This window comes from Gammaproteobacteria bacterium (genome assembly GCA_003696665.1).
Lineage (GTDB): Bacteria > Pseudomonadota > Gammaproteobacteria > Enterobacterales.
This window is the reverse complement of record RFGJ01000511.1, coordinates 1-14,303: the sequence shown is the minus strand read 5'-3', so window position 1 is coordinate 14,303 and position 14,303 is coordinate 1. Positions and strand designations below refer to the sequence as shown.

Here is a 14,303-nt window from a genome sequence, read left to right as displayed (position 1 = left end):
TATTTCTGTTGGTGAATTGGTGCTGCCTTTCCTCGCGTTTTCGTGAACGCAATGACGGTCTTACGTGCGATAACGCAACGAAAAGTCAATGGCAGAGACTGACTTGGTTAATGCTCCGCTCGATATGTAATCCACACCTGTTGCTGCATAATCGGCAAGATTGTCTTCGCTGATGTTCCCGGACGCTTCGAGCATTGGACGGGGCGTGATGTCCTGCTCTGAAAGCCAGTGGATAGCGCGCCTGATGTCGTCAAGTGTAAAATTATCGAGCATGATAATGTCTGCTTTTCCTTCCACCGCTGCCTGAAACTCCTCCCAATTCTCCACTTCGACCTCGACTTTAAGTGTGGGTGCGAGTTTTCTGGCTTTGTCTATGGCTTTGACAATGCTTCCGGCGGCGGCGATGTGGTTTTCCTTGATCAGAAATTGATCGAAAAGCCCAATTCGGTGATTTTGTCCGCCACCGCAAAATACCGCGTATTTCTGTGCAAATCGCAAGCCTGGGATAGTTTTTCGAGTATCGAGGAGTACCGTATGCTGTTGTGCGATTTTTTTCTGCCAATTGGCCGTCCGGGTCGCCGTGCCGGAAAGGGTTTGTAGAAAATTGATTGCCGTTCGTTCAGCCGTGAGAATCGCGCGAGCTGGACCTGTGACGGTAGCAACATGGGAATTGGCCGGTATGTCATCTCCGTCTTGATAATACCATTCGACGCAGACAGCCTCGCTCACTTGTCGAAAACTTTCAGTAAACCAGTCTTGACCTGCCAGGCGACAATATTCGCGCACCCAAAGATCGGCCGTAAATTCAGCATGCTCATCAATGAGTTGCGCGGTCACATCAATAGTATCTGGACCAAGATCCTCTTGCAGGGCAATATGGACGTTTTCAGAAATAATTTTTGGCCAGTCATAGCGACGCAATTTGGCAGTCAATTTGGGGTGCATAGTCGAAGTCTTCACATGAACAGTATGGCGCAATCATACTGGGCTTTATTCAAGTTTGGAAGCGCCACCATGCCCCGGTAACTGTTAACACGGTCACTGTTTTATCTTTACAATTTTGAGAAAGTGAAGGTTCTTCATCTGGCCAGGCGATCACAAGCGGTGATATCATGAAGCGTCAATCGTTTATTACGGATAAGGATACGCAGTTTGTTTCGACTAGGTCTAGGAGTCTACCCAAGTTGTTAATACAAGTAAGAGATAAGGCCGTCGCCTATTTGATGGATAGTCTGGCACGTATGCTTAGTGGCGCAGATGACCACCTGTTTGATTTGGCGGAACGTGCCGGTAACGACAAAGATCAAACCCAATACTTTGACTCTATGCGCGCCCTTCGTATTAAACGAAAGGCAGTCGAAAGTGCATTTCGCCGACGGCTTGAGGAAAAGTTTGACGAATTGACGACGCATTCCGACACGGAAGCCACTCAAGACAACAACCTTGAAAGAATCAGGGTCGACCAGTTACAGCTGGTTCAGGAGGAACAGCTTGAAGAAGATTTGGCCGTGGAAAACATGGTCAAAAAAGTGCGCGCTGATTGTAAAGAACAGTTAGAAGCGTTGACGCGTCGTATGGATGCGGTTGTCACTCATATCCCAGTCACGCAAGAGAATAATCCTGTCGATCCAGTGGCCATCGCCAATGCGTTTCGACAAGCGGCGAGCTGTCTTGAGCTTGAGATCCGTGCGAAATTAGTGGTCTATAAACTTTTCGAACGTATGGTGATGGTCACGCTTGGTGATTTGTACGCCGAACTCAACGAATATCTTGCCCAACATGGAATCTTGCCGGACTTGGCGATGGCCGCACCACAACGTCGCCAATCACATAGGTCGTCTAAAGGCTCATCCGATAGAGCCCGGCACGTTACGAACGATGCCGGTGGTGAGGGGCACGAAAGCAGCGAGATCCTTGAGGCATTGCACGAACTATTGACGGTGGCTCGTCGCTCGGCTGGGATGTCATCCGAGAATAGTCCGGTGGGTAATTCACAGACATCGCAAAACGTTGCGATTGACGCCGATACGCTGGTTAGCGCACTAGGTTCGGTACAAGCACAGGCGCCAGTCATTACGTCACCACAGGCACTAAGGCAGCAAATCGGTCAAGTGCTTCCGACAGTTTCGGGTGGTCAACCAGTCGCACTCGGTCAGGTCAATGAAGATGTCATTGACGTCATCGCCATGCTGTTTGAATTTATTCTTGGCGATAAGAACCTGCCCGATGAGATGAAAGCCATCATCGGTCGCCTCCAGATCCCGATGCTTAAGGTCGCCATTATCGACAAGACGTTTTTCTCAAAATCCAACCACCCCGCGCGGAAATTACTGAATGAAATGGCACAAGCGGGGCTTGGCTGGGATCCTGCCCGAGCTGGCCAAAACGGCGGACTGAAACCAAAAATGGAGGCTATTGTCAATCGGATTCTTGAAGAGTTCGATGACGATACGTCTATCTTCGAAGAGTTACTAGAGGAATTTCGGGCTTTCATGGATGAGCTCGAGCGCCGAGCGAAACGAATTGAAGAACGGACAAAACAAGCCGAGGAAGGCCGGGCTAAAGCAGAGTTGGCCAAGCGTGAAGTCATGCGGACACTCCATGAGTGCATCGCCGGTCGGGAATTGCCCGAGGCTGTTCGTCGGTTGCTGTTCAATGGTTGGAAAAATGTGCTTTTCTTGGCGTATCTGAAGGAAGGGCCGGACAGTGCGCATTGGTCACAGGCCGTCGCCGTTGTCCAGGATCTGTTGATGTCGCTCACACCGCCACAAAGTTTAGAAGGGCGAAAAACGCTCACCGCTCGACTGCCGCACCTCATTCAAAAAATACGCTCCGGTCTAGAGGCTGCCTCTTTTGGCCAGCTTGAGTCAGAAGAACTATTGCATCAGCTCGAAAAATTGCACTTAAGGGTGCTTAAAGGCGAAGACCTTGCGCCAGTTAAGTCGCAAACAAGTGCGCCGAAGAGTGAAGGTGGGGAAAGGTTGGCAGACCAGGAGGCAGATCACAGGAATGTTGAAACTGACAGAGAGGCCGGGCTTGGACAAGATTTGAAGAGAATGGAAAGCGTTGAAGAAATTCTCGACCACGACCTTGAACACGCACCGGAAACTGTGGCGACAACGTTGAGCGAATCGACCTCAGAGGATGATTTGCCTTCAGGTGACGCTGTCGTTGAAGAAATTGAACTGTCGGACATTGAGGGTATGACGGGTGAGGTTGCGAGCCTGCCAGAGGACGATAAATATCTCATGGAGGTCGATTTGTTGCGGTCCGGAACATGGTTTGAAATGACCCGAGACGGCAACAAAACACGGTGCAAACTTGCTGCCATTATCCCAACTGTGGATCGCTATGTTTTCGTCAGTCGAACCGGAACCAAGGTCGCTGATTACACCAGAGCCGGGCTTGCCATTGCCATGCGCAGAGGCGAAATGCGTCCGCTGGAAGATGGCGCCTTATTTGACCGTGCGTTAGAGTCAGTCATTGCTAACCTCCGGGCACTTAAGTCAAAAAGTGAAGAATACACATAGACTTGGTCAACGTGACTTGGAAAGGCAGGTTGGTTTCACCATAAAAGAAGATGGTTGGTGCCAAGGGGCGAGACATGTGCCCTCCCCGCATTTTAATGTGCGCATGACAGGTCTTGTTGATATGGTGGTCATTCATTGCATTAGCTTGCCACCACGGCATTATCTCACCCCCTTTGTTGAGCAATTTTTTCTCGGCACTCTGAATGAGAGTGCGCATCCATATTTTGTAGAAATAAAGGACTTGCGTGTATCGTCTCATTTTTTTATTCGTCGAAATGGCGAGGTCGTCCAATTTGTCAGCACGTTAGATCGGGCGTGGCATGCTGGGGAATCGACCTACCTTGGTCATCCAGACTGTAACAGCCGATCGGTTGGTATCGAGCTTGAGGGCACCGATGACGCACCTTTTGAGTCGGTGCAGTACGACGCACTGGTGGCGTTGACCAAGGCCATAATGCGTCGATACGAGATGGTCGTGCCGGAACGTATCGTAGGCCACAGCGACATTGCACCGGGCCGGAAGACGGATCCAGGGCCTTTTTTCGATTGGCCATATTACCTCAGGCAGATTTGCCGAAAGTAACCGCCATGTCCCAATTCTCGTCCGCATCTTGTTTGCGTTGCGCTGTCGTGTTCCAATAAGCAACAGATAATAGAGGTAAGGGGTGAACAATGACTTTTGTCGCATTGGTTTTTGCCACGCTCGCCATTTATTGGTGGCAACAGGCATATCCTCAATTGGCCGAACAGGTGGTTGAGTTGTGGGAACGCTGGGTTGACTATTGCTGGCAAGGGTTAGCGCAAAAATCATGGGGGCGAGGCGTTGCTGGCTGGAGCCTGACAATTTTGGGTACGGCGGTCGTGGTGGCCGCATTGGTCAAAATAATTTCTGGAAACCATTTATTGGCGCTGCTGCTTCTTCATGTGTTGGTATTGACGGTGGCACTGGGGCCGATTGGCTTTGACGAGGACATGGATACGGCACAAGTGCTTCGTTTGGTCAGCTGTGTCTTCTTTTATGGGGTATTTGGTATTTTGGGGCTTGTTTCTGTACGTTTGTTGTTAACACGTCAAAGTCAGGCGGTTTGGACTCAGGTGTCGGAAGTCGTGATTCCGTGGGTTTTGTGGGTGCCAGCGCGAGTCGTCGTCATCAGTTATGCCTTAGTAGGAAATTTCCATACTTGCATGCATTTTTTGATGGCAAAAGGATTGGCGTTGCCTCGTGATGGTGAGGCTGAAGAATTGGTCGAACGTGGAAGTATCGCGGCGCTTGAACCGCTGTGGGACGAACTGACTGCGCCTGAACAGCAGATACAGCGTTCTGCCCTCAACCGTCGCGCACTGTTAGCCTTGCTTGTGATTCTGGCGTTTGTGTCCATTTTCTAGATGCTATATAAAAATAAAGCAAAATAGCCTGGTCAGACCTGTTGTCGCCAGTCCACCTGTTATCCTGTGCCCAATTTTGTCAACGGGCCGAGCTGTCACGATTGCCAGATCTGACAAATTCGAATTCGGCACTACACTTTCTGTAGGCATTGGCCTGTGGTGAACAGGGGGAACCGCATGAGCATTGATCAGCAAACTGATATTGACCCGATTGAAACCAGCGAATGGCTGGATGCCATGGAGGCAGTGCTTGAACGAGAGGGGCCTGAACGCGCTCATTTTTTACTTGAAAAACTTATCGATAAGGCGCGGCGTTCCGGCGCGTATTTGCCGTATAAAATGACCACGGCCTATTTGAACACCATCACTCCGTCCCAAGAGGTGGCGATGCCAGGTGATCAGGCCATGGAGCGCCGATTGCGCTCGATTATCCGTTGGAACGCCATGGCGATGGTGGTTAGAGCCAGTAAAAAGAATCTTGAGCTTGGTGGACATATTTCGAGCTTTGCTTCGGCAGCCACTTTGTACGACGTCGGGTTTAATCACTTCTTCCATGCCGCTAACGAAAAACATGGTGGCGATCTTGTCTATATTCAGGGGCATTCCGCCCCTGGAATTTATGCACGCGCCTTTCTCGAAGGACGGTTGACCGCGGAACAATTAGATAATTTCCGTCAAGAAGTGGACGGCAAGGGGTTAAGTTCATACCCGCATCCTTGGTTGATGCCAGATTTCTGGCAATTTCCAACGGTATCGATGGGTTTGGGGCCGATCCAAGCGATTTATCAGGCACGTTTTCTGAAATATTTGCATAACCGTGGATTGGCTGACACAACTAATCGCCGTGTTTGGGCATTTATGGGTGATGGCGAAATGGATGAGCCGGAATCTCTCGGCGCCATTTCACTCGCCGGCCGTGAGCAACTGGATAATTTGACCTTTGTCATCAATTGTAATCTTCAGCGGCTTGACGGCCCCGTACGCGGTAACGGAAAAATTATTCAGGAATTGGAAGCAGATTTCCGCGGTGCTGGCTGGAATGTCATCAAGGTGATCTGGGGGCGATACTGGGACCCGCTGATTGCAAGGGACACCAAAGGGCTACTGCTCAAAGTCATGGAAGAAACGGTCGATGGCGAATATCAGAACTGTAAAGCGAAAGGTGGGGCATACACGCGCGAGCATTTCTTTGGTAAGTATCCTGAACTTAAAGAAATGGTTGCCAATATGTCAGATGAAGACATTTGGCGCTTGAACCGTGGGGGGCATGATCCGCACAAGGTGTATAACGCTTACCATGCGGCCGTTCATCACAAGGGACAGCCGACTGTAATTTTGGCCAAAACCGTGAAGGGCTATGGTATGGGCCCGAGCGGCGAGGGGAAAAATATTGCCCACCAAGTGAAGAAGCTCGACATGGAGGCGATCCGTTACTTCCGTGATCGTTTCGATGTGCCAATTCCCGATAGTCAGCTAGCTGAAGTGCCTTATTACAAGCCCGCAGAAAATAGTCCAGAACTCGAATATTTGCGCGAGCGCCGCGCCGCGCTCGGTGGTTATCTGCCGAGTCGCCGTCGGCGCAGCATTTCGTTGGGTGTGCCACCGAGTGATGCCTTCGAGGCGCTCTATAAAGGTTCGGGTGACCGAGAAATGTCCACCACGATGGCGCTGGTTCGAATTATCAACACCCTCATGAAGGATAAGAATATCGGGGCCAACGTTGTGCCCATCGTTCCGGATGAGGCACGCACTTTTGGCATGGAGGGCATGTTCCGGCAGTATGGCATTTATTCCTCGGTTGGCCAGCTTTACCGGCCGGTGGACGCTGATCAATTGATGTATTACCGAGAAGATAAGAAGGGACAAATACTTGAAGAGGGCATCAATGAAGCTGGCGCCATGTCATCTTGGATAGCGGCGGCGACAAGCTATTCAAACAATAACTTGCCGATGATTCCCTTCTATGTGTTTTACTCCATGTTTGGTTTCCAGCGCGTTGGTGATTTGGCCTGGGCTGCTGGCGATATTCAGGCGCGCGGTTTTCTGATCGGGGCAACGGCCGGGAGAACCACCCTTAACGGGGAGGGTCTGCAACATCAGGACGGTCATAGCCATGTACTGTCATCAACCATTCCGAACTGTGTGTCCTATGACCCAACTTATGGCTATGAGCTCGCCGTGATCATACGCGAGGGATTGCGACGCATGGTGAAAGAGCAGGAAAACGTGTTTTATTACATCACGACGATGAATGAAAACTACCCCCATCCGGAAATGCCCGAGGGGGCTGAAGAAGGGATTATTAAAGGGATGTACCTGCTCAAACAGGGTTGGACGCAAAAGCGGAAACCCAAAAAAGGTGAGATGGTTCAGTTGCTTGGCAGCGGCACCATCTTGCGCGAATGTTTGGCCGCGGCTGAGTTGTTGGCGCAAGACTGGGGCATTATTTCAAACGTATGGAGCGTCACCTCATTTACAGAATTGCGGCGCGAAGGCTTGGAAACAGATCGCTGGAACATGTTGCACCCAGAATCCCGGCCGCGTGAGGCCTATGTGCAGAAATGTTTGAAGCGCTGGGGTGGCCCAGTGGTGGCATCGACCGATTACATGAAGATTTTTGCTGACCAGATTCGTCCTTGGGTGCCAGGCACCTACATTACACTTGGCACAGACGGCTTTGGTCGAAGCGATTCGAGAGCGAATTTGCGCCGTTTCTTTGAAGTTGATCGGTACTATATTACGGTGGCCGCCCTCTCGGCCTTGGCGCAGCAAGGCGATATTGAGCGCAAGACAGTGAGTGCCGCCATTAAGAAGTACGGCATTGATCCGGACAAACCTAATCCGGCCACTGTTTAATAGGGGGAGATGATTCATGGCTGTCAAAGAAATCCCGTTACCGGATATTGGTGATGTCGGAGAGGTCGATGTCATTGAAATTCCGGTGAAAGTAGGCGACCACATTGATGTTGACACGCCGGTACTGGTGTTGGAGTCGGATAAAGCGACCATGGAGGTACCTTCTCCGCAGGCTGGCATTGTTAAAGAAATACTCGTCGATGTGGGAAGCAAGGTGTCGCAAGGCGTGCCGATTTTGCGATTGGAAATCGATGATTCAGAGGCTTCGGATGTGGCCACACCTGCGCCTGAAGCGAGCGCAGAAAATACCACGACACATTCAAATGCGTTGCCGACGGAACCAAACTCGGAAGCACCAGCGCTTGAACGGGGCGCTACGGCCCGGCAACCGTTGTGTGTGCCCGATATTGGCGATGTGCAGGACGTGGCAGTGATCGAGGTGCTGGTCAAGGAAGGGGATGTTGTGGCGGCAGATGATCCCATTCTCACCTTGGAGTCTGAGAAGGCGACGATGGAAATGCCGTCACCGTTGGCGGGCAAAATTGTCAAGTTGTCGGTTCAGGTGGGAGATAAGGTCAACAGCGGCGATGTCATCGGTGAAATTGAAACCACCGACACACCGGCAGAGGCAGCCCCCACCGTGGTCGAGCAAACGCCGAGCTCCCCTGTATCTCCCCGAGTGCCGAAACCACCTGTTCCGGAGCGCCCTGCATTGCATCAGCCCACAAGGAAGGGAGTGGTGCACGCTTCACCTGCTGTTCGCCGTTTTGCGAGAGAGCTTGGGGTTGATTTGACGCGTGTACAGGGAACTGGACCCAAGGGGCGGATTGTTAAAGAAGATGTACAACGTTTTGTCAAAGAAGAGTTGGCACGGCCCAAAGCCACAGCCACCACAGGTGGTTTTGCGATGCCTGAGATGCCAAAAGTGGATCATTCCAAATTTGGCGAAATCGAGCAGGTGCCATTGTCCCGCATTCAGAAAGTTTCAAGTGTTAACTTACACCGAAATTGGATCACCATTCCTCATGTCACGCAGCATGATGAGGCTGACATTACGGAATTGGAAGCATTTCGCCAGTCGATGAAAGCCGAAGCGGCCAAGGAAGGGATTCGCTTGACGCCATTGGCATTTATTATGAAGGCAGTGGTTTGTTCGTTGAAAGCCTTTCCGACCTTCAATGCTTCATTGGCAGACGACGGTGAACACTTGATCCTTAAAAAATATTTCCATCTCGGGGTGGCCGTGGATACTCCGAATGGTCTCGTGGTGCCCGTGATTCGCAATGTCGATCAAAAGTCGGTGTATGACTTGGCGCGGGAGCTGGCCGATGTCAGCGCAAAAGCCCGGGAAGGCAAGTTGTCACCTGCAGACATGCAGGGCAGCTGTTTTAGCATATCTTCACTGGGCGGCATCGGTGGTACGGCCTTTACGCCAATTGTCAACTGGCCTGATGTGGCAATCTTAGGGGTATCCAAAAGCCAGATGAAACCGATATGGAATGGCGAGACTTTTGAACCAAGATTGATGCTGCCTTTGTCGCTATCCTATGATCATCGAGTCATTGATGGTGCTGTGGCGGCTCGTTTTATCACACATTTGTCGAGCGTGCTGGCAGATATTCGTCGCATTCTGCTGTAAAATGCAGGAAAATTTTGGGCACGCCCTTGGAAACGTGCAAAATTTGTTAAGAAAAGGGGTTAGAAAATGAGCGAAATTAAGACACAGGTTGTGGTGTTGGGCGCTGGGCCTGGAGGTTATTCTGCGGCATTTCGTGCGGCAGATTTGGGCCTCAATACGGTGCTTGTTGAGCGCTATGCGACCTTGGGTGGTGTATGTTTGAATGTCGGTTGTATCCCGTCAAAAGCGCTGTTGCATGTTGCCAAGGTGATTGACGAAGCGGCCGAGATGGGCGCACATGGCGTCAATTTTGGTGTGCCCAAGATCGATATTGACAAGATCCGGGCCTATAAGGAAGGCGTTATCAAGCAGTTAACCGGCGGCTTGTCGGCGATGGCCAAGATGCGCAAAGTGCAAGTTGTCCAGGGCTATGGTCGTTTTGCCGATGACCACACTTTAGTGGTCGAAGCCGAAGATGGCAGCAAGACGACCATTCGTTTTGACTATGCCATTATTGCGGCCGGCTCTCGGATAGTGGAATTGCCGTTCCTGCCGAAAGATGAGCGTGTCCTCAATTCGACCACTGCGTTGGAGCTCAAGGATGTACCACAGAGAATGCTGTGTCTTGGCGGGGGCATTATTGGACTGGAAATGGCGACTGTGTATAACGCGCTTGGCAGCCAGATCTCGGTTGTCGAAATGGCAGATCAGTTAATCCCGGCAGCCGACAAAGACGTGGTCAATGTGCTGCACAAGTACATCAGCAAGAAATATGAAGCGATTATGCTCTCGACTCAGGTCACCAAGGTGGAAGCCAAGAAAGATGGCCTTTGGGTGACTTTCGAAGGCAAAAATGCTCCCAGTGAACCGCAGCGCTATGACAAGATTTTGTCTGCAGTTGGGCGCCGTCCGAATGGCGATCTGATTGATGCCGACAAGGCGGGTGTGCAGGTTGACGAGCGTGGCTTCATTCCGGTAGACAAACAAATGCGAACCAATGTGCCGCATATTTTTGCCATTGGTGATATTGTTGGTCAGCCAATGCTGGCGCACAAAGCGACACACGAAGCCCATGTCGCCGCAGAAGTGATTGCCGGTAAGAAGCACTTCTTTGAACCTCTCGTGATTCCGTCGGTTGCTTATACGGATCCGGAGGTGGCATGGGTTGGCATCACCGAAAAAGAAGCCAAAGAGAAAGGCATTGCCATTGAGACAGCCAAGTTCCCATGGACTGCCAGCGGACGTGCCATTGGCGTCTCACGCACAGAAGGCTTCACCAAGCTGATTTTTGATGCCAAAACACATCGTGTGCTTGGCGGCGCCATCGTTGGCATCAATGCTGGCGAGATGATTTCTGAAATTGCCTTGGCGGTGGAGATGGGCTGTGATGCCGAAGACCTTGCATTGACCATCCATCCTCACCCGACCCTCTCTGAATCGGTCGGACTTTGTGCCGAGTTTTTTGAAGGCACTTGTACTGACTTGCCACCGAAACGCAAAAAGTAAGCGAGACATTACGATTGGGCGGCTTAGGCCGCCCTATTCATTCTGGAATATGGCTATGTCAACGACAGAGATCGCACAAAAGCTGCACCAGTGGTTACGTAACCCAATCAATTTAGCGCATGTTATTGCGCTTTACTGGTTGACAGTCTTTAACACGACCTTGTGGCAACATCTTTACCAGATTGGCCTGGCACGAGGAGTGGCCTGGGGCAGCGTTTTCGCGTTCGCGGTGATATTGTGGGGCACTTTTCGCTTGCTGTTGGCGCTTGGTTCATGGCCAGGCTTGTTTAAGGTCTGGAGCTCATTACTCACCTTGCTGGCTGCGTCGGTGGCCTATTTCATGGCCCATTACCATGTTGTCATCGATCAAGCCATGATTCGGAACGTGTTCGAGACGGATCAGCGTGAAGCCTTGGATTTGCTCAACCTCAATATGCTGTGGTGGGCGCTTGTGACCTTCGTGTTGCCGGTTTGGGGGATTTGGCGCCTTGACCTGTCTTGGGGAAAAAGGCCTTGGCTGAGCAGCGTGTTCGGGACGGCTTGGGGGCTCGTGGCAATGGTGCTTGCGATCATGGTCCAATTCGATGGCATCTCTTCGCTATTTCGCAATCATAAAGAAATTCGCTTTATGGCCACGCCAACCAATGTGGTGTATTACACCGCGCGCTACTGGCAAGAGAAGTTCAGGCATCCCCCAGTGTTTAAGCAGGTGGCTAAAAATGTCGCGCTGGACAAACGCTGGTCGGATGAACAACCGCCACTGATTGTCTTTATCGCCGGCGAAACTGCCCGGCGTGATCATTTCTCGCTGAATGGCTATGCGCGCCAGACCAACCCAGAATTGACAATGCGACAGAACAGCCTCATCAATTTTGACGATGTCTGGTCGTGTGGTACTGATACAGCGCATTCTTTGCCATGTATGTTCGGTTTTCTGACGCGTGACCAGTTTGACGTTGAGACCGCGCGATATCAAGAAAATGTGTTGGACGTCGCCAAGCGAGCCGGTTACCGCGTTTTGTGGCGGGATAATTCCACTGGTTGTAAACATATTTGTGATCGGGTTGCATTTCAGAATTACAAGGAATTTGGCACCCGGGACAAATGCTCTGCCACAAGTTGTTATGATGAAGTGTTATTGAATGGTTTGTCTGACTGGATCAATCAGGCCAATGCCCCAACATTGATTGTTTTGCATACCATTGGCAGTCACGGTCCTTCCTACTATCGGCGCTACCCGCCCAACTTTGCGAAGTTTCAGCCTGAATGTCGCACCAATCAACTGGAGAAGTGCTCGCAACAGGCGGTCGTGAATGCATACGACAACACAATTCTTTATACCGATTTTTTTATCAATAAAGTGATCGAGTGGGTTGAACAAAATTATCCCAATCGACCGAGCATGGTGTTTTATGTCTCCGATCATGGGGAGTCACTTGGTGAGAATGGTGTGTATTTACATGGATTACCCTATTTTATGGCGCCTGACGAACAAAAACGGGTGCCAATGATTTGGTGGTTATCCGAGTCGTTCCAACGGATTCATGGTGTATCGCGTCAATGTCTTGCCCAATCGATAAAACGACGGCTGACACATGATGTTGTGTCCCACAGTCTGCTTGGCCTTATGTCTATTGAAACTGACGTATATGATAGCGACTTGGATGTAACTGCTGCGTGTCGGATTGGTCAGTAGCGGGTGATGGGACAATATTCTTCGGGAGGAGGCGTCAATGATTTTTCTTATTTTATTCGTGGTTTTGGTGCTGTTTGGGTTGTTTGCCCTGAAAAATTTGGCGGGCATTCGGCGCATCATGGTGAGTGCACTGGCGTTTGTGGGCGCGAGTGTTGTGCTGGTGACCATGTCTTCCGTTTGGGTAGGCGAAGATGAGGTTGGCCACCTGAAACGAATTTATTTTGCGAGCGATTTACCTGAGGGGCGTATCATCGGTTTGGCGGGACAAAAAGGCCCTCAGGCCGAGATCCTTGGCCCTGGGTATCACTTTATTCCTTTTGGGCGAGTGATTTATGACATTGAAATGAAGCCGGTGGTCGAAGTGCCACCCAATAATGTCTTATTGTTGCACGCGCGTGATGGCGCCATGTTACGCCCAGGTCAGGTGTTCGCGGATGCCTGGCCAGAAGACAAGAAAATGGAAATGTTGGATGCGACCTATTTCCTGACCGAAGGACGCGGCCAGAAGGGACCACAGCTTACAGTTTTGCCACCGGGCCGCTACCGTTTCAATCATTATTTGTTCAAGTATCAACTCAAGCCAGCGTTGGTGGTCGAAGCTGGACAGGTGGCTGTCATTCGTTCAGCAGTGAAGGAACGCGATGATTGTCCGGACACATCCAAGGTAAAAGCCAGCGATGACAGTCCGTTTGTCGTGCCGTTGGTTCCCAAGGGCTGTCCTGGAGTTTGGGACACCGTGTTGACGACGGGAATTCATTACATTAACCCGATTGCATACAAACCGACCATTGTGCCGACCAGAGCGCAAGTGTGGACATACAAGGGCGGTTATACAAAGCGGGACGTTAAACTGGAAGTGGGCGAAGATGGCAAGATTCACCAGTCTTTCGTCGAAGAAAGCGTGGATGTGCCGGATACCGCAGCCGGACCGGCCATTAATGTCCGAGTGGAAGGCTGGACGGTACCGGTCGAAGTGCGCGTGCTCGCTTATGTCGAGCCAGCCAGCGCCCCGCGTATTGTCGCTGGCATCGGTGGCATCAATGAGGTCAAGGATAAAGTCATTACGCCTTTGATCCGCGATATGTTGCGCACCATCGGCGGGACGTCCAAAGTACTCGATTTCGTGAACAATCGCGATGGTATTGCCAAACGCTTAGAAAGTCATTTGCGCGTCGAAGCGGCCAAGGCGGGTGTCACGTTAATGGAAGTGCGTTTAGGAGAGCCGGCCATTCCCCCTGAGCTGATGGTCGCCACCTTGCGAGAACAACTCGCCAACCAATTGAAAGCCACCTACGCGCGTGAACGAGAAGCTCAAAAAGAGCGTATCGCGCGCGAACGTGAAAAAGCGACAGCTGATCAACAAGCGGTGCTGGTGGCGGCTGAAATCGCCAAGGAAGCGGCCAAACATAACCGCGACAAGCTCAAATTAGAGGGCGAGGGTGAGAAACTTAAGTTGATGCAAATTGCCGAAGGTCAGAAAGCGCAGGCCCGTGTTTTGGGTGAAGATCGCGTTATGCAGTTGCAGATGCTCAAAGAGTTCTTGGAGGTCGCCAAAGCCAACCCGGACATCGTCAAGGTGCCCGTGATTTATGTGGGTGGCGAGAGCAAGGGTTCTTTGAATGCGGCGGCGGCCATCCTCGGCGGCGCGTCCAATTTGGCCCAGCTGTTTAAATTGAATGAGCCGTCTAAAACGAAGAAATAACAAAAACGG

Annotated in this window: 9 protein-coding genes; 8 read left to right on the top strand and 1 reads right to left on the bottom strand. The window is 51.1% G+C overall.

Annotated elements, in window-relative coordinates; translation table 11 throughout:
• Positions 1-60: 60 nt before the first annotated feature.
• Complete coding sequence (gene nadC / locus D6694_12525) at positions 61-945, bottom strand: carboxylating nicotinate-nucleotide diphosphorylase (protein ID RMH38398.1); 885 nt, start codon at positions 943-945, stop codon at positions 61-63.
• A gap of 167 nt (positions 946-1,112) precedes the next feature.
• Between nadC and D6694_12520 the strand changes: the two genes are divergently transcribed.
• From D6694_12520 to D6694_12485, 8 genes are all read left to right on the top strand, one after another.
• Complete coding sequence (locus D6694_12520) at positions 1,113-3,530, top strand: DUF1631 domain-containing protein (protein RMH38397.1); 2,418 nt, start codon at positions 1,113-1,115, stop codon at positions 3,528-3,530.
• Between the two features lie 40 nt (positions 3,531-3,570).
• Entirely contained in the window at positions 3,571-4,113 is a 543-nt protein-coding gene (gene ampD, locus D6694_12515) for a 1,6-anhydro-N-acetylmuramyl-L-alanine amidase AmpD (protein RMH38400.1), read from the top strand.
• Between the two features lie 89 nt (positions 4,114-4,202).
• The gene (locus D6694_12510) at positions 4,203-4,916 is read left to right on the top strand and encodes a hypothetical protein (protein ID RMH38396.1); all 714 of its coding nucleotides are present in this window, start codon (positions 4,203-4,205) and stop codon (positions 4,914-4,916) included.
• A 183-nt stretch (positions 4,917-5,099) separates the two neighbouring features.
• Positions 5,100-7,772 carry a pyruvate dehydrogenase (acetyl-transferring), homodimeric type gene (gene aceE, locus D6694_12505; GenBank protein RMH38399.1) on the top strand — a complete coding sequence of 891 codons (2,673 nt, stop codon included), beginning with the start codon at positions 5,100-5,102 and terminating at the stop codon, positions 7,770-7,772.
• 16 nt (positions 7,773-7,788) lie between these two features.
• A complete protein-coding gene (aceF, locus tag D6694_12500; protein RMH38395.1) occupies positions 7,789-9,411 on the top strand; it encodes a dihydrolipoyllysine-residue acetyltransferase in 1,623 nt (540 codons plus the stop codon).
• 66 nt (positions 9,412-9,477) lie between these two features.
• Positions 9,478-10,896, top strand: coding sequence for a dihydrolipoyl dehydrogenase (lpdA, locus tag D6694_12495; GenBank protein ID RMH38394.1), 1,419 nt, complete (start codon positions 9,478-9,480; stop codon positions 10,894-10,896).
• A gap of 49 nt (positions 10,897-10,945) precedes the next feature.
• On the top strand, positions 10,946-12,592 hold the full coding sequence (locus D6694_12490; protein RMH38393.1) for a phosphoethanolamine--lipid A transferase: 1,647 nt from the start codon (positions 10,946-10,948) through the stop codon (positions 12,590-12,592).
• A 37-nt stretch (positions 12,593-12,629) separates the two neighbouring features.
• On the top strand, positions 12,630-14,294 hold the full coding sequence (locus tag D6694_12485; GenBank protein RMH38392.1) for a hypothetical protein: 1,665 nt from the start codon (positions 12,630-12,632) through the stop codon (positions 14,292-14,294).
• Positions 14,295-14,303 lie beyond the last annotated feature (9 nt).

Excerpts from the sequence above, each read along its gene's own strand:
- nadC (RMH38398.1), bottom strand. The coding sequence starts at position 945 with ATGCACCCCAAATTGACTGCCAAATTGCGTCGCTATGACTGGCCAAAA.
- D6694_12520 (RMH38397.1), top strand. The coding sequence starts at position 1,113 with ATGAAGCGTCAATCGTTTATTACGGATAAGGATACGCAGTTTGTTTCG.
- D6694_12510 (RMH38396.1), top strand. The coding sequence starts at position 4,203 with ATGACTTTTGTCGCATTGGTTTTTGCCACGCTCGCCATTTATTGGTGG.
- aceF (RMH38395.1), top strand. The coding sequence starts at position 7,789 with ATGGCTGTCAAAGAAATCCCGTTACCGGATATTGGTGATGTCGGAGAG.
- lpdA (RMH38394.1), top strand. The coding sequence starts at position 9,478 with ATGAGCGAAATTAAGACACAGGTTGTGGTGTTGGGCGCTGGGCCTGGA.
- D6694_12490 (RMH38393.1), top strand. The coding sequence starts at position 10,946 with ATGGCTATGTCAACGACAGAGATCGCACAAAAGCTGCACCAGTGGTTA.
- D6694_12485 (RMH38392.1), top strand. The coding sequence starts at position 12,630 with ATGATTTTTCTTATTTTATTCGTGGTTTTGGTGCTGTTTGGGTTGTTT.